Source organism: Treponema saccharophilum DSM 2985 (assembly GCF_000255555.1).
GTDB classification, from domain to species: Bacteria; Spirochaetota; Spirochaetia; order Treponematales; family Treponemataceae; genus Treponema_D; species Treponema_D saccharophilum.
In genome coordinates this window covers 1-18735 of sequence record NZ_AGRW01000022.1, presented here as the reverse complement: position 1 = coordinate 18735, position 18735 = coordinate 1, and the positions used below count along the sequence as shown (strand labels likewise).

General features: G+C 55.8%; 15 protein-coding genes. 8 read left to right on the top strand and 7 right to left on the bottom strand.

The window, feature by feature from the left end; all coding sequences use genetic code 11:
* Nucleotides 1–63: 63 nt before the first annotated feature.
* From TRESADRAFT_RS00420 to TRESADRAFT_RS16155, 4 genes are all read right to left on the bottom strand, one after another.
* Nucleotides 64–471: an acyl-CoA thioesterase gene (locus TRESADRAFT_RS00420; protein WP_002701782.1), complete on the bottom strand. Its 408-nt coding sequence runs from the start codon at nt 469–471 to the stop codon at nt 64–66.
* 148 nt (nt 472–619) lie between these two features.
* Complete coding sequence (locus TRESADRAFT_RS00415) at nt 620–1135, bottom strand: hypothetical protein (protein ID WP_002701780.1); 516 nt, start codon at nt 1133–1135, stop codon at nt 620–622.
* 1 nt (nt 1136) lies between these two features.
* Nucleotides 1137–3593 carry a cache domain-containing protein gene (locus tag TRESADRAFT_RS00410; RefSeq protein ID WP_141607012.1) on the bottom strand — a complete coding sequence of 819 codons (2457 nt, stop codon included), beginning with the start codon at nt 3591–3593 and terminating at the stop codon, nt 1137–1139.
* A gap of 55 nt (nt 3594–3648) precedes the next feature.
* Entirely contained in the window at nt 3649–3789 is a 141-nt protein-coding gene (locus tag TRESADRAFT_RS16155; protein WP_159100009.1) for a hypothetical protein, read from the bottom strand.
* Between the two features lie 207 nt (nt 3790–3996).
* Here TRESADRAFT_RS16155 and hflX point away from each other — a divergent pair, with 207 nt between their 5' ends.
* The 5 genes from hflX to TRESADRAFT_RS00385 all read left to right on the top strand — a co-directional run bounded on the left by hflX (nt 3997) and on the right by TRESADRAFT_RS00385 (nt 7164).
* On the top strand, nt 3997–5274 hold the full coding sequence (gene hflX / locus TRESADRAFT_RS00405) for a GTPase HflX (protein ID WP_002701776.1): 1278 nt from the start codon (nt 3997–3999) through the stop codon (nt 5272–5274).
* A gap of 4 nt (nt 5275–5278) precedes the next feature.
* Nucleotides 5279–5752 (top strand): flagellar basal body-associated FliL family protein, encoded by a 474-nt coding sequence (locus TRESADRAFT_RS00400; RefSeq protein WP_002701775.1) that lies wholly within the window; start codon nt 5279–5281, stop codon nt 5750–5752.
* A 64-nt stretch (nt 5753–5816) separates the two neighbouring features.
* Nucleotides 5817–6161 carry a hypothetical protein gene (locus tag TRESADRAFT_RS00395; RefSeq protein WP_002701773.1) on the top strand — a complete coding sequence of 115 codons (345 nt, stop codon included), beginning with the start codon at nt 5817–5819 and terminating at the stop codon, nt 6159–6161.
* Nucleotides 6162–6740, top strand: coding sequence for an RNA polymerase sigma factor (locus TRESADRAFT_RS00390; protein WP_002701624.1), 579 nt, complete (start codon nt 6162–6164; stop codon nt 6738–6740).
* Complete coding sequence (locus tag TRESADRAFT_RS00385) at nt 6730–7164, top strand: hypothetical protein (RefSeq protein ID WP_002701626.1); 435 nt, start codon at nt 6730–6732, stop codon at nt 7162–7164. Before TRESADRAFT_RS00390 ends, TRESADRAFT_RS00385 begins: the two co-directional genes overlap by 11 nt.
* A gap of 308 nt (nt 7165–7472) precedes the next feature.
* Here the strand turns inward: TRESADRAFT_RS00385 and TRESADRAFT_RS00375 are convergent, their stop codons facing one another.
* Together TRESADRAFT_RS00375 and TRESADRAFT_RS00370 are read right to left on the bottom strand one after the other, a co-directional pair.
* The gene (locus TRESADRAFT_RS00375; protein WP_002701771.1) at nt 7473–8531 is read right to left on the bottom strand and encodes a M23 family metallopeptidase; all 1059 of its coding nucleotides are present in this window, start codon (nt 8529–8531) and stop codon (nt 7473–7475) included.
* A 56-nt stretch (nt 8532–8587) separates the two neighbouring features.
* The gene (locus tag TRESADRAFT_RS00370; RefSeq protein ID WP_002701770.1) at nt 8588–9190 is read right to left on the bottom strand and encodes an SAM-dependent methyltransferase; all 603 of its coding nucleotides are present in this window, start codon (nt 9188–9190) and stop codon (nt 8588–8590) included.
* A 273-nt stretch (nt 9191–9463) separates the two neighbouring features.
* On the opposite strand from TRESADRAFT_RS00370, the gene TRESADRAFT_RS00365 reads away from it, so the two are divergent.
* From TRESADRAFT_RS00365 to ispF, 3 genes are read left to right on the top strand one after another with little or no spacing between them, the layout of a single operon-like run.
* Nucleotides 9464–10678, top strand: coding sequence for an OmpA family protein (locus tag TRESADRAFT_RS00365; RefSeq protein ID WP_002701768.1), 1215 nt, complete (start codon nt 9464–9466; stop codon nt 10676–10678).
* Between the two features lie 22 nt (nt 10679–10700).
* The gene (locus TRESADRAFT_RS00360; protein WP_002701766.1) at nt 10701–11357 is read left to right on the top strand and encodes a CarD family transcriptional regulator; all 657 of its coding nucleotides are present in this window, start codon (nt 10701–10703) and stop codon (nt 11355–11357) included.
* Nucleotides 11338–12573 (top strand): 2-C-methyl-D-erythritol 2,4-cyclodiphosphate synthase, encoded by a 1236-nt coding sequence (gene ispF, locus TRESADRAFT_RS00355; RefSeq protein WP_002701764.1) that lies wholly within the window; start codon nt 11338–11340, stop codon nt 12571–12573. Before TRESADRAFT_RS00360 ends, ispF begins: the two co-directional genes overlap by 20 nt.
* 97 nt (nt 12574–12670) lie before the next feature.
* On the opposite strand, the gene TRESADRAFT_RS00350 is transcribed toward ispF, so the two are convergent.
* A partial coding sequence (locus TRESADRAFT_RS00350; protein WP_002701762.1) for a SpiroCoCo family coiled-coil protein occupies nt 12671–18735 on the bottom strand: 6065 nt, incomplete at its 5' end.

The window sequence follows — 18735 nt, the reverse complement described above, 5'->3', positions numbered from 1 at the left end:
AATTGTCTCCAACTTTTGGGGTACACTTCAGAAAACCGGCGGGGATTTTTTTTTGCCCGGAACTTATTCCGCAGATGCAGGACGAAGCCCGTCAACGAAGAACTGCGGCGGAATGCGGCTCGGGCGGCCTTCCCTTGTGACGAACGCCCATGTCACGTCAGCCTCGGCGCAGACCGTCCCGTCCCGCTTCGAAATCTTCTGGCGGAGCGTACCGGATACGGCACCGAGCTTCACCGGCTCCGTGTCAATCAGAAGCTCGTCATCGAAAAATGCCGACGACTTGTACGATATGTCCACCCGCGTGACGTAAATGGCGAAACCGGCATCCACGATTCCCTTGTAGTCGAACCCAATCTGGTTCAGGTAATCCATGCGCGCGAATTCAAGATAATTGAGGTAAACGGCGTTGTTCACGTGGCCGTATGAATCGCACTCATACGTGCGGACCTTCAGCAGGGAAGTTGTTTTCATAAAATGCTCCTTTCAAATGCACTTTTTATTTTCGCTCTGTCTGAAAAAAACGGTTGATTCAGATTTATTTTGTCATGATGAACGTGATTCGGAATGACGTGGAAATCATGTATCCGCCGGAAATCCGAACAGAGCCTTTTTTTCTGATTCAGATTCTCTCCATCAGCTTCGCGATGACGGCGCCCACAGCCATGAACGGCACGAACGGGACGGAAAAGACCGGACGGAAAACGCCCTTACCGACAGAGCGCGACTCGACGAACACGCGCGCGAGGTAGAAAATCACGGCGGAAAGAGCAGCGAACGCGAGCGCGACGAGGTTCCACGGGCAGAACAAAAAAAGCGCGCAGAAAACCGAGAATGCGATTTCCGTTTTTCCGACCGCCCCCGCAGAAAAGAGCATCGCGACAAAAACAACGGCGGCGGAAGTCGCGCAGGAAAGTCCCATCGCGCAAAAATAGACGCCAGCCCCAGAAAATCCGGTTCCATCCGCCCACGGCGCGGCAATGCGCAAAAGAAGGAAACCGAAAATACCGGAAAGAAGGAGCGGAAAAGGAACGCGGAGACGGCGCGCCGCAAGGAATCCCGCGGGAAGCGCGAACGCGAGGAACACAATCAAATCGCGCGCGCACAAAAAGGACACGAGCACACGAAGCGCCTGCATATCAAAGCTCCTCCAGAGAGTCAGCCGAATCGCCCGTTCTGAAATGCGTCAGCATGAACGGCTTTGCCTCCTCTTCCTGCTCAAGCCCCTGGACTTCAGCCGCCTCATCCGCCGAAGTGCTTCTATCCTCATCGAGCATCGAATAATCCGGCGACTGCACCGAAAATTTCTTGGCAACCTCGTTCCCCACGTCGTCAATGACGGAATCATTTTCCGGCGAGCTGAAGACAAGCTCCTCATTGAACACGGAATCCTCGTTGAAATTGTACGATTTTCCTGCAACCCCAAAGTCCTCGACAGCCGCGTCCTCCATCCCGGACATGCCGCCGGATTTCTCGGCGTCCTCCGACTCGGGGACTTCCACGATTTCCTCGATTTCCTCGATTTCGTCGGCATTTTCCGCGGCGGGGACTTCCTCGACTTCCTCGATTTCGTCGGCGTCTTCCACTTCGGGGACTTCCTCGATTTCTTCGATTTCGTCGGCGTTTTCCACTTCGGGGACTTCCTCAATCTCCTCGATTTCGTCGGCGTCCTCCGCTTCGGGGGCTTCGTCAATCTCCTCGATTTTCTCGGCGTCTTCCGCCTCGGGAGCTTCCTCGATTTCCTCGATTTCGTCGGCGTCTTCCACTTCGGGGACTTCCTCAATCCCCTCGATTTCCTCGGCATTTTCCGCTTCGGGAACTTCCTCAATCTCCTCGATTTCCTCGGCGGGGACTTCCTCGATTTCCTCAATTTCGTCGGCGTCCTCCGCTTCGGGGACTTCGTCGATTTCCTCGATTTCGTCGGCGTCCTCTGCCTCGGGGACTTCCTCAATCTCCTCGATTTCCTCGGCATTTCCCGCTTCGGGGACTTCCTCGATTTCCTCGGCGTCCTCCGCTTCGGGGACTTCGTCGACTTCCTCGATTTCCTCGGCGTCCTCCGCTTCGGGGACTTCCTCAATCTCCTCGATTTCGTCGGCATTTTCCGCGGCGGGGGCATGTTCTGTTTTGGCAGGTTTTCCGGAAATTATCGGTTCGGGAATATCGCCATCCTCGATGACTTCGGGCTCGTCGTTTTTGGCGGAGGGGGCGTTCTGCCCGGGGGAAACGGCGCGCGCCTCGGGGGCGGGGACGGGAAGACGGACGGAAGCGCTCCCGATTATTTCGGAAAGGACGCGCTTGAGCTCGGCGGAATCGAGCGAATCGCCGCCGCCGACACCGAGAAGGCGGAATATATCGTCCCAACTTCTGTTAAGAAGCTCGTCAATTTCCTTTTTGTGGCGTCTTCCGCGCGAACCGAGGCTCCGCCGAATCTCCTCGTTTATCTCATCGCGCCGCTCCGCCAGGTTCGCGGGAAGCTCCGATTTCTGCGAGAGGGATTCCGTTATGAAGGCAAGCTGGAAGCGCTTGATCCTGTCGCGGATGACGACCATGTCGTCGTGCCTGATGTTGACGAGGAGGCTTACGAGAAGGAACAGCGTCACCCCCGAAAGGACGAGCAGCAGAACCCGCGTCGTCTCGGGGAAAACCATCACGTTCCTGTCGCACATCCACGAAACGAACCCGACGTCATCGCGCGCGCCTTTTTTCGTGAACAGAACCTGGACGTCCGGCTCCTTTCCCGCGGAATAGGGATTCGGAACGGGAAGCTCGGGAACGATGAAGCGGACGGACAGATTTCCAGAAGGCTCCTTTTCGTCGGCGCGCCACTGCTCGATGATGAGGCTCTCAAGCGATGCCCTGCCGGAATTCGGCATTCCGAAAACGTACCCTCCGAATCCCTTCCCGTCGGTGACGAGGAAAGCGTATCCCGTTATGTCGATGAGGTTCTCCTCGAAAAGGAATCGGCTTATGTCGCCGGGATCGCAGTAGAACGCAATCGTTCCGGAATAGGCGCCGTCGGAATCGTAGAACGGGAGGGAAAGCACGAGCCTGTTTCCGGCTCCGTCCTTGTAGACGGCTCCCGCCCTTCCCGAATGCGCGTCCGATGCCCGAATCGACTGGTACGGGATTTCCGGGGACACGGGCGCGGAAGAAAGGTCGGAGTATTTCCGGTACGTAATCTCGCTTTCGGACGAAGACATCAGGTCGGAAGGGAATGAGCTGTAGTGGATGTTTATTCCGGCAGCGTCGATTATGCGGATACCTTTGAGCGCGCGCGTGTCCATCATCAGCGCGGCGCGCGCCGCTTCCCTGCCCCGCGCAAAATCGTCGGAGGGACGCTGGGACGCATAGCTCCGAACCGCCTCGTCCGATGCGAACGACTCGAACCTTTTGAAGAGACTTTCGATATACCTGTCCTGCGCTTCGGAAATTCTGCCGAGCCGCCTCTCTATATCGCCCGTTATCATCGGCTGGTAGAACCGCACCTCGATGAATCCGAACAACCGCGCGAACGCCGCCACGGAAAAAACGGCGAACAGCAGCGAAGAAATGAGAAGGCTGACGGCGACTTTCTGACCTGCTGTCAATCTGCTCACGATTTTGAAATCCCAAACACGAACGATGCCCGGAAACGGAATTCTCCGGACAAGTTTACTTATTATTTTCGGCTTCTTTTTCCGGCAACATGATGAGAGCGGCGCGGGAAACTGCATTTTCATCGCGGGCAATTCCGCCATCCGGCGGGGCGCCCGCATTATAATAGACCTGTCCGACAGCTTTTTTATCGCTCATGGTCGACGAATTCAAAAGCGCGCAAACATTACGTTTTGAACATCGCATTTTTTAGAGATTCCCCGCTGCTGCCAGCATAAGTCGCTACGGCAGACGCCTCGTCGTCATCGCTCCCATTTTTGCAGCCGCTTCATAAAAATGAGGCTGCCCTGCACCGTCCGGCGCGGGGGCTTACGTTTCCGGCTCCGTAAATGGTATATTCTCCGAATGATTTATTTGCAGGAAGAAGAGTCGCGGAAAACGACCGCGCTTCTTATCGGCGCGCCGGGCGACGACCTTTCGGAGCTGAAAGGGCTTGTCGACACGCTCGGCATGGAGACGCTCAGAGCCGTCACGCTCACGAGGATGGATATAACGCCCGCCTACGGCATGGGAAAAGGAAAGGCGGAGGAGCTTTCCGCGCTCGCTGAGGAAATCGGCGCGGACGTCATAATATTCGACTTCGACCTCGACCCGAGAAAACAGAGAAACTGGGAAAAGCTTTCCAAAAAGCCGTCGTTCGACAGGCAGGAGGTCATCCTACGCATTTTCGCGCAGAGGGCGCAGACGAAGGAGGCTGTCCTTCAGGTGGAGCTTGCCCGGCTTGAGCATTCGCTTCCGAGGCTCGCGCACAGCTACGGCGACATGGCGCGGCAGCGCGGCGGGAATTTCGGTTCGAAAGGCTCGGGCGAGACGCAGCTTGAGCTGGACACGCGCGCGATACGGGAGAAAATCAGGCTCGTGAAGAAGGAGCTTTCCGCCGTCGTGCGGGACAGGGAGACGCAGCGGAAGCGGCGCGAGAAAGTTCCCGTCCCCACATGCGCGCTTGCCGGATACACGAACGCCGGGAAATCGTCGCTCCTGAACGCGCTCACAGGCGCGGACGCGTTCGTCGAGGACAAGCTTTTCGCGACGCTCGACCCCACGACGCGGAAGCTGCAGCTTGCGAACGGCGCGAACATCCTCCTGACGGACACGGTCGGCTTCATCTCGAACCTTCCGCACGGGCTTGTGAACGCATTCAAGTCGACGCTCGAGGAAGCAGAGCGCGCGAACCTCATCATCATCGTCATCGACGCGTCCGACCCCGATGCCGAATCGCAGTACAGGACAGTCGTTGAAGTCCTTAAGGAAATCGGCGCGGAGAATTCGCCGCGGATTATCGCGCTCAACAAAATCGACCGCATCGAGGAGATGGACGAGGCGGAAAGGATTCTCGTCCTGTCTCGCCTCGAAAAACTCTTCCCCGAAAACGTGAAAATCAGCGCCAAGAACAGAACCGGGTTCGCGGAGCTTTCCGAAAAAATATGCGACGCGCTCATGGGAACAGGCGGAAAATACGTCATCCCCGTCGAGCAGCAGCACATCCTTTCCGTCGCGAGAAAGACGGGAATCGTCGAGTCGGAGGAATGGCTTGACGACGGAATCCATGCGACGATACGGGCGGGAACATCCGAGTCGGGTAAAAAGCTTTCCGCGATGCTCGGCCAGTACAAGGCGGAATAGACCGATGCTCAACAAATTCCTTTCGATTGTCGCGATTCTGATGGTGATTTCCGCGATTGCGGTGACGGCCGTGGCGGTGCTGAAAAAGCACGCGGTTCCGGGCGAGGGGCTCGAGCGCATATTCGACAGGCCAGAAGACCCGTCAGTCGGAAAATTCGGCGCGGAAGGCGAGTTCAACCTGATTGGGAAGCTCTGGATTGTCCTCAAAAGCGAGAAAGGCGGGCGGAAGGCGACGCTCATCGTCTCCCCGTGGCTCGAATACGAGCAGGACAGGGCGTTCTACGAGGAGATGGAGGAAAAATACACGCAGATTCGGAAAACGATAACGGATTATTTTTCGCAGATGACGCTCAAGGAAATACGCGCGCGGAGCGAGGACACGATGAAGGCGGAGCTTATGGCGAGGATAAACAGCATTCTCGTCCTCGGCAAAATAAAGCGCATCTACTTCAACGACTTCCAGTTCCTTGAGGAATAGGCAGTTTTTTCCGCGCGTGCAACAAATCGCAGGAAACGGTGTCGAATCAGACGGAGGAAAAAGAATGACGAATACAATACCGCAGGTGATAATCTCGATAATCCCGATTGTCGGAATCGGAATAGGCGGGATAATCATCTTCTTCTCGCTTCTTTGGCATCACCACGAGGTCAAGGCGCAGATAAAAACGGGCAACTACATAAAGAAATCGTTCGACATCAAAACCTACACCCTTCTGATAGGGATTCTGCTGACGGGGCTGGGCACGATTCTCTCGATATTCTTCGCGATTTTCGTCGTGGCGACGAACGGGCCGGTACAGTCGCTTCTCGGCGGGCTTGTCCCGCTGGCGATTGGGGTCAGCCTTCTCATTTTCTACAAGGTGAACCCCGAATTCCACAAGGACTAAATGAAGAACGGGCTGAAGACTCTTGAACAAACAGTCGCCACGGCGCGCGATTGGCTTCTCATAAAAGCCGCGCTCGGCGGAGATTCGAAATCGTTCTCGATTCTCGTCTCGTTCCACAAAAAACGCGTTCAGGCAATCGGGTTCAGTTTCTTCAAGAACGACGCTGATGTCGAGGATTTCGTCCAGGAAGTCCTGCTGAAGGCGTTCAACAAACTCGGCACGTTCAAGGGCGGCTCGCTCTTCTCGACATGGCTGACGCGGATAGCCCTCAACACGGCGATAAACGCGAAGAACAGGCGGCAGGAATACAAGCCGCTGGCAGACGAGGACCGCATAGCCGCCCCGACAAAATCGCCGGAGGAGACGGAGATACGGAAGGCAACTGCGGCTGCGATACGAGAAGCGGTCAGGGAGCTTCCCGAAAAATACGCCGTCTGCATCGAGCTTTACTTCTTCTACGACAACAGCTACGAGGAAATCGCCGAGATAACGTCGCTGAACCTGAACACCGTGAAGTCGAACATATTCCGCGCAAAAAAGATTCTCAAGGAAAAACTGAGGCAATTCTATGAAAAATAACGAAAAGAAATGCGAAATGATAATGGACGCATACCTCTCGCTCGACAAGAACGAAATCGTCCCGCTGAAAATAACGGCGCACCTCCTCATGTGCAGGGAATGCCGCACCGCAGTCCGAAGGCTCTCCGTCGCCGAGCGGCTTGCCTCCCGCACGATGAAGAACGGCTTCGGCACCTCCGCACAAAACGAGAACCATATCTCGATGACGAAATGGGTAATCGGAGGCTTTGCGATGACATCGCTTCTTCTTCTCTTCGGCATAACGATGCGCGACTCCTCCCCTGCCCAGCAAATCGTCTTCTACCTCACATTCGCCGCCGCAATCTGCATCTACTGCGCCGTCTTCGTCGCCGGAAACCTCGATTTCTTCATAAAAACAATAAAAAAACTCCCCCCCACCGCCATCCTCAAGCCCCTCCGCTAATCAAAGCGGGCGGCGATAAACAATGCGGCTTACATCAACCACAAAAAAAGGGGGACCCGGGCCACGCCCGCCTCCCCTAAGCCGCTCCATGAATCAAAGCGGGCGGCAATGAACAATGCGGCTTACATCACCACAAAAAAAAGGGGGACTCGGGCCACGCCCGCGTCCCCTAAGCCGCTCCACAAATCAAAGCGGGTGGCGATGAACAATGCGGCTTACCTCAACCACAAAAAAGGGGGACTCGGGCTCCTGCCCGCGTCCCCTAAGCCGCTCCAACAATCAAAGCGGGTGGGAGTAAACAATGCGGCTTAATGCCACAGCATCGCAGGGTTTACTGCCACGTTGTTCTTGTAAACGGTGAAATGGAGGTGCGGACCGGTGCTCAATCCGGTGCTTCCGACCTTTCCGATTCTTGTGTCCTGACCGACGCGCTGACCTTTTACGCAGAGAATCGCGCTGAGATGGCCGTAAAGCGTCTTGTATCCGGAATGGTGCGTCACGATGACGAAATTTCCGTAAGTAGTGCTGTATCCCGTCGACGTCACGACGCCGTTGAGCGCCGAATAGACCGATGTTCCCTGCGGGCACGCCATGTCGATTCCGCTATGGTACGAGCGCTTTCCGGTGAAAGGGCTGGCGCGCCATCCGAAATCGGACGACTTGTACCATTTTGCGTGAACCGGCTTCTTGAAGAGGTCGCCGTTTATCTCCTGGACGGTCGCCCAATCGAGCTTCGCGTCGGGAACGAAAACAGTCGAGCCTGCCTGGAAGACGTTTTCCGCGGAGACGCCGTTCACCGACGCGAATTTCTTGGAATCGACGTCGAATTTCTCGGTGATTGAGGAGACGGACTCGCCAGCCTTCTGCGTCGTGTAGAGGATTCCGGACATGGTCGGAATCTTGAGATAGCTTCCAATCTGGATTCCGCGCGCGTTGTTTATCCTGTTGAGGCTGAGGATTGAATCGGAAGAAACGTCGAATTTCTGCGCGATTTTTCCAATCATGTCGCCTTCCTTCACTCTGTATGAAACATAGGAAAGATTGTAGTCGGAATTTTCGGCAGGCAGCACATCTGAACCGTCCTGCGTGATTTCGCCGGACGCGATGCCGTTTTTCCTGTCGATGTATTCCTGAACGGGAGTCTCGGAAACGGCATCGAGGTTGACTGCGGACAAATCGGAGTCGAGGACGACCCGCTCCGTCACGGTCGGGATTCCCGGCGTCTCGAAACCACCCTGACCGTTCTCGGGGAATGAGAGGTCAGTCATGACGACCGTCACTCCAACGGCAAAAGCGCATATTCCCAGCGTTATGGACGTGCATTTCACCGCTGTCCCAAATGACTTTTTCTTTTTTTCAAGTTTCATTTCAATTCCCTTGTTTTTGGTATCAGGGCGTCTCAGAATCCGAGGCTTCCCGCTCCTTACTTTTTGTTTATACCAATCAGATATGTCTCGAACGACTCCGAGCGGCACGCCACAGGTTTGAATCCTTTTGCAGATGCGAAAATTTCCCTCATGCTTTTCAGGAGAGCTTGCTGGTCACCGTTCTGGAAAATCTTAACCGCGAAGTTTCCGCCCGGCCTGAGCATCGTCTGCGCGTACCATATCGCCATCTTGACAAGCCCCTGGGAGCGCGCCGTATCGACGACTCTGTTCCCGGTTGTAAGAGGCGCGGCATCGCACACGACAAGGTCGAACGGCCCCTCGCCTTTTATCCGCTCGACGATTTCGTTCTGCCCCAAATCGCCCTGAATGAAGACGAGGTTCTCCGCCTTGACTGACTTGGAAAGAGGATTGAGGTCACAGGAAACGACCTTGCCCCCTTCCCCAAGCGAATTCAACGTGCGGAGGAGGAACACGGTCCAGCTTCCGGGAGCTGCCCCCAAATCGAGGACGGTGTAGCCTTTTTTTATCATCCCGAATTTCTCGTCGATTTCTTTCAATTTGTAGACGCTTCTGGCAGGATACCCCTCGGAAAACGCCTTTCTCGACCAAAAATCCGGCTTCTCGTAACTATTTCCCATATCACAATATATCGGTAGAAGTTAATCAAAATTCCAACGCTTTGTATAGGGATTTTCCAAAATCGCCGATTTTTCCGTTTCGCCCGGATGCCTATGGAGAAAGGAGCGGGCGTTATTTATAATAAACCTGTTCGGAAACCTCATTTTCAGAACAGGTTACCGTAAAATGCGATGTTCAAAAAAGTGCCATCTGCACGTTTTTGAATTCGTCGACCTTTGAGCGATAACGAAGTTATCGAGCAGGTCCAATCGAAGCACGGAGGAATTCGGAAAATGAACGCAAGGAAAATACTCTCCATCGCGATTCTGGCGGCATCGATTTTTTCGGCGGGCGCGCAGCAATCAGGAAAGAAGCTCCTGAGATTCCGCTATTCGAAAGGCGACAAAATCAGCATGGTATCGCGCGTCGAGGAGGACGTTCGGATAAACGGGAAGCGGATGCCGCACATGACAATCCTCAACAGGATTTCCCTCTCAATCGACGACACCGACGGCAGGGGGCGCGGGTTCATCACGGCGAATTTCATGACGAGCGAAAGCTTCTCCGACTACGGGTTCTTCCGCTCCGTCGACTGGGACCAGTTCAGCTCGGCAAGCGAATGGTGGCGGGACAGCGCGGGACGGTTCGAAATCGCGGACGAGTATTTCATGCCGATTGTGCGCGACATGCCGATTTTTCCGGAGAAGGAAGTCGGCGCGGGCGACACGTGGACGGCGGACGGCTACGAGGCGGAGGATTTCAGAAAGAATTTCGGTGTCGCAAAACCGGTGAAAGTTCCGTTCACCGCAAAATACACATACCTCCGCGACGAGGGGAACCTTTCCGTCATTCAGGCGCGGTACAACCTCGTCTTTGAAAGCCCCGATTCAGGAAACTATTTCAGCGACCCGCCGGCATCGACGATGGGATATTCGGACGTCACGATTTGGTGGGACAACGACAAAGGGCAGATTGACCATTCGGAGGAGACGTTCCGCATCTCGATAGAGACTTACCGCGGCACCGTCTACGTCTTCTCGGGAAAATCGGTGACGGAAGTCACGGAATTCGTGAAGGCGGCAACGGACGACAACGTGAAGGCAGTCCGCGAGAAAGTGGACTCGCTCGGCATCAGGGACGTTTCCGTCGCGAAGACGGAGAGGGGGCTTCGGATTGCGCTCGAGAACATTCAGTTCGAGCCGGATTCCGCAATTCTCGTCGAAAGCGAGAAGGAGAAAATCAGGAAAATCGCGCAGATAATCAGCCCGTTCCCGAACGACATACTCGTCAGCGGGCACACGGCATCGGCGGGCGACGAGAATTCATGCCAGATGCTGAGCGAGGAAAGAGCGGATGCCGTCGCGTCCTACATGGCGGAAATCGGGGTGCGCACGCGGAACCACATCTTCACGGAGGGATTCGGCTCGCGACGACCCATCGGCGACAATTCCGTCGAGGAAGGAAGGCAGAAGAACAGGCGCGTGGAGCTGACTATTCTCGACAAATAAGATTTATGATAAAATCACGCATATGAGTACAGAATTCAAAATCAACCAGAAGGTCGTCTACCCCTGCCAGGGCGTCGGCGTCGTGATGGACATTGTTGACAGGCCGTTCAACGGCGAGGTCGTCAAGCACTACAAAATCTACGTTCAGGAATCCGACATGAACGTATTCATCCCCGTTCAGAACGTCGGGATGATAGGAATCCGCGCGATTGTCTCGGCGGAGGAAGCGAAGAAAGCTCTCGACTCGCTCTCAATAGACTGCGGTCCTGTCACCTCTGACTGGAAGCTCCGCTATCAGCAGAACCTTGAGCTCCTCAAGAAAGGAAGCGCTGACGACATCGCCAGCATCGTGCGCAGCCTCTACCAGCGCTCAAAGGTCAAGGAGCTTCCGATTCTCGAAAGAAAACTCTACGACAACGCGACGAAGCACCTCATCGACGAAGTCTCGTTTGCGCTCGGAATTCCGGCGGAGGAAGTCGAGCGCATGATTCACGCGAAGCTTGAGCCGCTCGGGGCCGCCGTCGTCAAAAAAGCGCCGATTACCGACGACGACGACGACGACGACGAATATCCGGAGGAAAACGACTCGAACGATTCGGACGACGACTCTGACGACGATTCCGATTCGGACTCATCGGATTCCGACTCTGACGACGACGATGACGACGACGAAGACTAAAAACGCGGACGGATTTCTTCTTGTCCTCGTGGCAGCAGGTTCCTCATCGCGCTTCAACGGCACGGGAGGAAACGGCGCGGGGACAAAAAAGGAATATCTCCCGCTCAACGGCGGCACGGTTCTCTCCGAGGCCGCCGATGCTTTTTACGGCGCGCTTCCGCTCTCCGCGGTCGCCGTCGCCTACCCCATGACGGACGACGGGACTGACGCGCGGAAAGCGTTTTTTTCCGGGAATAACGCCGAAAAAAAATCCGGCGCGCTATTCGTCCCAGGCGGAAAAACGCGGCAGGAATCGGTCCTGAACGCGCTAGAAGCTCTCGAAAAAATCATACCGGAAAACGCGGACCCGCTCGTGTTCATCCACGACGGCGCGCGCCCGTTCATAACGGCGGACACGATAAACGCGGCAAAAGACGCCGCATCTGAATTCGGCGCGGCAGTTCCCGGAATGCAGCCGACCGACACCCAAAACGAAATCGACGCGGACGGGTTCATAAAAAAGCATCTCGTGCGCTCCTCCCTTTGCGCGGTCCAGACGCCGCAGGTTTTCCGGTTCAGGGAAATTCTCGAAGGTCACCGGATGGCGCGCGCGTCGAAAACGGAATGCACCGACGACACGCAGATTTGGGACGATTTCGTCGTTCCGAAAACGGGGCTCCGCACGGTGAAGGTCGTCCCGGGCAAAGAATCGAACAAGAAGATAACGTTCGCGGGCGACTACAAAACGGAGGGCCGCAAAATGGAAATACGGACGGGACTAGGATACGACAAGCACGCGCTCGTCGAGGGGCGGCGGCTCATGCTCGGGGGAATCGAGATTCCGTCGGACAAGGGCGAGGACGGCCACTCGGACGGCGACGTTCTGCTGCACGCGGTGACGGATGCCGTTCTCGGGGCAAGCGCGCTCGGCGACATCGGCTCGTACTTTCCGCCTGACGACGAGAAATGGAAGGATGCCGATTCCAAAGAGCTGCTCAAGGCGGTATGGAAGGAAGTGCGGAACGCCGGTTGGGAAATCGGGAACGTCGACTGCGTAATCGCTCTCGAAAAGCCGAAATTCCTCCCGCACAGGGATGAAGTCCGCCAGTCGATTGCTGAAATCTTAGGCTGCAAGCCGGAGCAGGTTTTCGTCAAGGCAAAGACCGGAGAAAAACTCGGCGACATCGGCCAGCGCCGCGCCGTCGAGGTCTGGGCGACATGCCTCCTCCAACGGTAAAGCATCCGCAAAAACAGCTGGTTTTCGCTTTTTATGGCGGAAACCAGCAGAAAAAAAGGCTGTGCCGTTTTCCGGCACAGTCTTTTTTGTTGTCCGCTTATTCCTCAAGCCCGAGCTCGAGGACAATCTCAATCTCGGAAATGCTCCGCTTCATGTTGCGGGCAATTTCCTCGAGCGACCATCCGCGACGCTTGAGCTGGATTATGCGCGCCTTGTCCTGCGGAGAGAAATCGTTCGGATACGGATACGATGACGGCTGCGAAAGAGGAACTTCCATGTCGCCCTCGATTCCGTTGTACTTCGCGAGGTCGCGAATTTTCTCGTCAATCGAGCGGGAAATGTTCTCGAGCCGCGTCTCGCTGCGCGCGATTCCCTGCCGTGAAATCTGGAGCTGCTCAGCCCGCTTCTCGGCGTCGGTCAATATGTTCTTGAGGTCGGAAACCTTGTCGAGCGCGTCGGTTATGCTGTCCTTGTTCTCGATGAGGAACGAAACCTGCTGCTGGATGTCGGAAAGCTGCTCCGGAAGAACGGACGCGGAATCGGAAACGGTCTTCACCTTCTCCTCCACGTCCTTCAGGTTCTGGAACGTCTTGTCCACCTCGTCGGAAACCATGTCTATCATCTCCGACTTCTTGTCGAGCCTGTCGTAGCGCTCGGAAATCTTGTCAAGCGACTCGTTGAATCCCTTCACGGTGAGCTGCATGTTCTGCAAATCGTCGCTTGTCGAATGGAGCTCGCTTATCTTCTTGTCCATCGAATCGCTGAGAGAGACGAGCTTGTCGAATTTCTGGCTCATTGTGTCGATTCTGAGGCGCTCGGAATTGAAGCGGGAAAGCTTCTCATCGACATCGTTGTTTATGCGCTCGATGTTCTTGAAATGCTCCTCAAGGCTGTCCATCTTGCTCTGGTACGAGTCGAGCTTGGACACGTCGTGGCGCAAATCCTTAATCTGCCCGTCAAGGCGCTCCTTAAGCTCGTCCGCCTTCTGGTACACGTCGAGCTGGCCCTCGAATTTCTTCACCTCGTCGGAAAGGCCGCCCATGCGCTTCTGCAGGCCGTCCGCGTCGCTTTCCATCTGCTCGATGAGCGCGTTGCTCCGCCGAGCGTTCTCCTCGTAGAATTCCTGAATCTGCGACTTTATCTCCGAAAGGCGCGACGAAGTCTTCTCGTCGGAGTCTGAAATGCGCTTCTCGATTCCGGAAACCATCTCCTCGAGGCGCTGCTTCTGCTCGGCGGCAGTCTTCGCGGAATTCTCCTTGTACTCGGAGACGTTTTTCTCCGCCTGCTTCCGGAGCTCCTCCATCTGCGCCTCGATTTCCTCGCGCTGCTTCTGCGACTTGCCGCGGAAATTCTCTATGCTCAAATCGACCTTCGACTGGAGCTCGTCGATTTTCTGGTTAGTCGAGAATTCGATTGACCCGAGCTGCGAGTCGTAGAGCGTCTTCGTCTGGTCGAACTGCTGCTTGATGCTGTCCCGCCACGTGCTGAATTCGCCCTTTATCGAATCGATTTCGGAAAGGCTCGCGGAACTGCGCTCCTTGACGCCGCCCTCAAGCTCGGCCAGTTTCTCGCCGGTCTTCTCAAGCGACTTGTTCAGGACGTCGTCGACGCGGCTCTCGTAAGATTCGATTGCGCCCTTCACGACGGAATCGGAATCTGACGCCGCCTTCTGCACGGCTTTCTCGACCTCGGAAAGCTTGCGCTGAATTTCGCTCTGGGTGTTCGCGATAATCGACTCGAACCGCTCCGCCTGCGCGTCGTTCCGCGTCTGGAGCCCGCCAAGCCGCGACTGAAGCTCCTCCGTATATTTCTGCTCGATGATGCGGCGCTCGTTCTCGGAAGAAGCGGAAAGTTCCTCGAGGCGCGACTCGCATTCGCCGCGGATGCGCTCGTGCTCGTCCTCAAAACTGTGCGAGAGTTCCTTGAGCTTCCCGTCGAAATATTCCTTCCAGACGGCGAGGTCTTTGTCGATTTCGTCGCCCTGGCGCTCGATGTCGAGGTTGACCTTGTTCTCGAGGTCGCGCTGATTCTTCGTGTAGGCGGAAGTGAATTCGCTGATTTTTCCGTCGAATTCCGCGCGCCACTTCTCGATTTCGTCGGAAAGCGACATTCCCTTCTTCTGAAGGCTTCCGGAAACATCCGCCTCCATCGCGCGGAAACTGCCCTGGTACGACGTGACGAATTCGGAAAGCTTGGCGTCGAAATCCTGCTTCCACGTCTTTATCTTATCGTCGATGCTGTTTCCCTTGTCGGAAAGCCCCTTCTCCACGCGCTCCTCAAGCGCCGACTGGATTTCCTCGTATTTTTTCGTGAAATCGGAAATCTTCTTGTCGAGCGTATCCTTCCATTCGCCGAGGCTCCTCTCAAGAAGCTCGGCCTTTCCCTTGAATCCCTCCTCGAACGAATTCTCGAGAATCTGCTGAGAAGTCCTGAACGTCGTCGTGAAATTCTCGATTTTGTCGCTGAAATTCTTCTGCCAGCCGTTCAAGGTCTCGTCGATTGTCTCGCTCCTGACGCGGAGGTCATCCGCAAACGCCTGCTCGAAATCCTTGAGCGTCGCGCTGATGTTGTCCGTCGCCGAATCCTTTATCTCGTCCAAATCCTGGCGCAAATCCGCGATTTTTCCCGCGATTTCCTGCGACTCGCGCGCGCTCGTCTCCTTGAACTCGGAAAGGCGAAGGTTCTGGTTTTTCGCGAATTCCGCGAATTCGTCAAGCACGCTCCGCTGCGTGTTCGCGAGGGACTGCCGCAGCGCGCGCTCGAGGTCGTCGACGTCGTCGCCAGTCTCCTCAAGTTTCTTGAACCGGTACTCGATGTTCTTCCGGTAGTTCGAAAGCTGGCTGTCGAGTTTTTCGAGGAGGTCGGTCTGCTTCTCGTCGTACGACTCCGAAAGCGTCGCCATCATCTCGGAAAGCTTTATGTTTATCGAAGAAAGCTTCGCATCAGAATCGCTCTCGAACGAAGAAAGCTTGTCGTTCGCCTGCGAAATCTTCTCGTTTATGCGCTCGTACGCCTCGTCCGCGCGCTCCGTCGTGGAAAGGAGATTTTTCTCGACCTCATCCATCTGGCTTCCGACAGCGGAACCAAGCTCGCTGACTTTCGCGTTGACCTCGGTGAGATAATTCGAGACGGTCGCCTTGATGTTCTTGTCCACGTTTGCCGCATCGTCCTTCGCGGAAGCGATTTTCTCGTACCCCTCCGAAATCGCCGCGTCGATATCCTTCTTAAGCGACTCGATCGCGACAGTGACCTCCGCGGAAACCTGCTCCGCGAATTTCTTCGATTTCTCCGCAGTGTCGCCGAATTCTTTCTGCATTTCGGAAAGCGCGCCTTCCATATCCGACTGTAGCGAATCGACTTTCGTCTCCACGCCATTCTTGACGCCGGCGACCTTCGACTCGACCTCGCTCTGCAGCTTCTCGACCTTGAGCTGAAGCTCGCCCTGAAGCCTCTCCACAATCTCCGCCGCCCCCGAAGCCCTTCTCTCCAAGTCCGCGCTGATTTTGTCGAACCGCCCCGTGATGTCGCCGGAAACAGAATCGAGTTTCGCGTTCGCGTCCGAAGAAATTTCGTCGAGACGCCCGCCGAGCCCGCTTTCGATTTCGTCTGCACGCGCGTTCGCGTTCTTCTCGATTTCGTCGAGCCGCCCGCTCATGCCGCTTTCGATGTTGTCCGATTTCGCGGTAAGCTCGTCTCGCACTCCTTCCAATTTCCCGCCGAGCTCGTTCTGCATCGCGGAAATCTTCTCGTCGTACGCAGACTTGAGTTTATCCGCAACGGAATTCGCTCCCGCAGTTTTCTCCTCCAAGTCCGCGCTGATTTTGTCGAACCGCCCCGTGATGTCGCCAGTAACAGCGTCGAGTTTCGCGTTCGCGTCCGAAGAAATAGCGTTGAGACGCCCGCCGAGCCCGCTTTCGATTTCGTCCGATTTCGCGGTAAGCTCGTCTCGCACGCCTTCCAATTTCCCGCCGAGCTCGTCCTGCATCGCGTTGATTTTCTCGTCGTACGCCGACTTGATGTTTTCCGCAACAGAATTCGCTCCGGCCGTCTTCTCCTCCAAGTCCGCGCTGATTTTGTCGAACCGTCCCGTGATGTCTCCGGTAACCGCGTCAAGTTTCGCGTTCGCGTCCGCGGAAATAGCGTCGAGACGCCCGCCGAGCCCGCTTTCGATTTCGTCCGACTTCGTGACAAGCTCGTCTCGCACTCCCTCGATTTTCCCGCCGAGCTCGTCCTGCATCGCGTTGATTTTCTCGTCGTACGCAGACTTGAGGTTTTCCGCAACGGAATTGGCTCCCGCCGTCTTCTCCTCCAAGTCCGCGCTGATTTTGTCGAACCGCCCCGTGATGTCACCGGTAACCGCGTCCAATTTCGCGTTCGCGTCCGAAGAAATAGCGTCGAGACGCCCGCCGAGCCCGCTTTCGATTTCGTCTGCACGCACGTTCGCGTTCTTCTCGATTTCGTCGAGCCGACCGCTCATGCCGCTTTCGATTTCGTCCGACTTCGCGGTAAGCTCGTCTCGCACGCCTTCCAATTTTCCGCCGAGTTCATCCTGCATCGCGTTGATTTTCTCGTCGTATGCAGACTTGAGGTTCTCCGCAACGGAATTCGCTCCCGCCGTTTTCTCCTCCAAGTCCGCGCTGATTTTATCGAAGCGTCCCGTGATGTCTCCGGAAACAGAATCGAGCTTCGCGTTCGCGTCCGCGGAAACGGTGTCGATTTTTCCGCCGAGCTCGTTCTGCATCGCGTTGATTTTCTCGTCGTATGCAGTCTTGAGGTTCTCCGCGACGGAATTGGCTCCCGCCGTCTTCTCCTCCAAGTCCGCGCTGATTTTGTCGAAGCGTCCCGTGATGTCGCCGGTAACCGCGTCCAGTTTCGCGTTCGCGTCCGCGGAAATAGCGTCGAGACGCCCGCCGAGCCCGCTTTCGATGTTGTCCGATTTCGTGACGAGCTCGTCTCGCACTCCTTCCAATTTCCCGCCGAGTTCGTTCTGCATCGCGGAAATCTTCTCGTCGTACGCAGACTTGAGGTTCTCCGCAACGGAATTGGCTCCCGCCGTCTTCTCCTCCAAGTCCGCGCTGATTTTGTCGAAGCGCCCCGTGATGTCGCCGGTAACCGCGTCCAGTTTCGCGTTCGCGTCCGAAGAAATTTCGTCGAGGCGCCCGCCGAGCTCATCCTGCATCGCGGAAATCTTCTCGTCGTACGCAGACTTGAGGTTCTCCGCAACGGAATTCGCTCCCGCCGTCTTCTCCTCCAAGTCCGCGCTGATTTTGTCGAAGCGCGCGCCGAGGTCGGTGGCGACGCTGTCTGCTTTTGACGAAGCTTCCGCGCGGACATCTTCGATATGCGCGTTCAAATTGTCCTGGATATTCTGGATTCTCAGGCTGTACGCGCCGTTGAGCGTCTCGACATTCTCACGAAGCTCTTCCGTAAGGGAACCGATTGTCGAATGAACGTCCTGCGTGACTTTCGAAACGAGGGAATTCGCACCGGAGGCAGCGTCGTCCAAATCGCGGTTGATTTTCTCGAATGTTCCTTCGACTTTCTCGTTGAGCCCGCCGATTTTCGATTCCATATCGCCGACAATACGCTCGACTTTTGAGCTGACATCCCCCTCGAACGCGTTCATCCTGCTCGTAACATCTTCCTTGAACGTGCCGATTTTCTCGCCGATGACATCCTCGATTCCGGTAATCTGCGTGTTGACCGTTTCCTCAATTGCCGAGACGCGCTCGTCGACATCGTCCTCGACCTTGCCGATTCGCGAATCAAGCTCGTTCTGAACGATATCCATCCGCGTTCCCAAATTGTCCTGCAAATCGTACATTTTTGAAGAAAGCTCGCCGTGCATATCGTCGATTTTTCCACTGATATCGCTTTCGATGTTGTCCGATTTCGTGACAAGCTCGTCGCGCACTCCCTCGATTTTCCCGCCAAGTTCGTCTTGCATCGCGTTGATTTTCTCTTCGTACGCAGACTTGAGGTTTTCCGCAATCGAATTCGCTCCCGCGGTTTTCTCTTCCAAATCCGCGCTGATTTTGTCGAACCGTCCCGTGATGTCGCCAGAAACTGCGTCGAGTTTTGCGTTCGCGTCCGCGGAAACGGTGTCGATTTTCCCGCCGAGCTCATCCTGCATCGCGTCGATTTTCTCGTCGTACGCGTTCT

Coding starts and splice junctions, on each gene's coding strand:
- TRESADRAFT_RS00420 (WP_002701782.1), bottom strand. CDS start 471: ATGAAAACAACTTCCCTGCTGAAGGTCCGCACGTATGAGTGCGATTCA.
- TRESADRAFT_RS00415 (WP_002701780.1), bottom strand. CDS start 1,135: ATGCAGGCGCTTCGTGTGCTCGTGTCCTTTTTGTGCGCGCGCGATTTG.
- TRESADRAFT_RS16155 (WP_159100009.1), bottom strand. CDS start 3,789: ATGAGCGATAAAAAAGCTGTCGGACAGGTCTATTATAATGCGGGCGCC.
- hflX (WP_002701776.1), top strand. CDS start 3,997: ATGATTTATTTGCAGGAAGAAGAGTCGCGGAAAACGACCGCGCTTCTT.
- TRESADRAFT_RS00400 (WP_002701775.1), top strand. CDS start 5,279: ATGCTCAACAAATTCCTTTCGATTGTCGCGATTCTGATGGTGATTTCC.
- TRESADRAFT_RS00395 (WP_002701773.1), top strand. CDS start 5,817: ATGACGAATACAATACCGCAGGTGATAATCTCGATAATCCCGATTGTC.
- TRESADRAFT_RS00390 (WP_002701624.1), top strand. CDS start 6,162: ATGAAGAACGGGCTGAAGACTCTTGAACAAACAGTCGCCACGGCGCGC.
- TRESADRAFT_RS00385 (WP_002701626.1), top strand. CDS start 6,730: ATGAAAAATAACGAAAAGAAATGCGAAATGATAATGGACGCATACCTC.
- TRESADRAFT_RS00375 (WP_002701771.1), bottom strand. CDS start 8,531: ATGAAACTTGAAAAAAAGAAAAAGTCATTTGGGACAGCGGTGAAATGC.
- TRESADRAFT_RS00370 (WP_002701770.1), bottom strand. CDS start 9,190: ATGGGAAATAGTTACGAGAAGCCGGATTTTTGGTCGAGAAAGGCGTTT.
- TRESADRAFT_RS00365 (WP_002701768.1), top strand. CDS start 9,464: ATGAACGCAAGGAAAATACTCTCCATCGCGATTCTGGCGGCATCGATT.
- TRESADRAFT_RS00360 (WP_002701766.1), top strand. CDS start 10,701: ATGAGTACAGAATTCAAAATCAACCAGAAGGTCGTCTACCCCTGCCAG.
- ispF (WP_002701764.1), top strand. CDS start 11,338: ATGACGACGACGAAGACTAAAAACGCGGACGGATTTCTTCTTGTCCTC.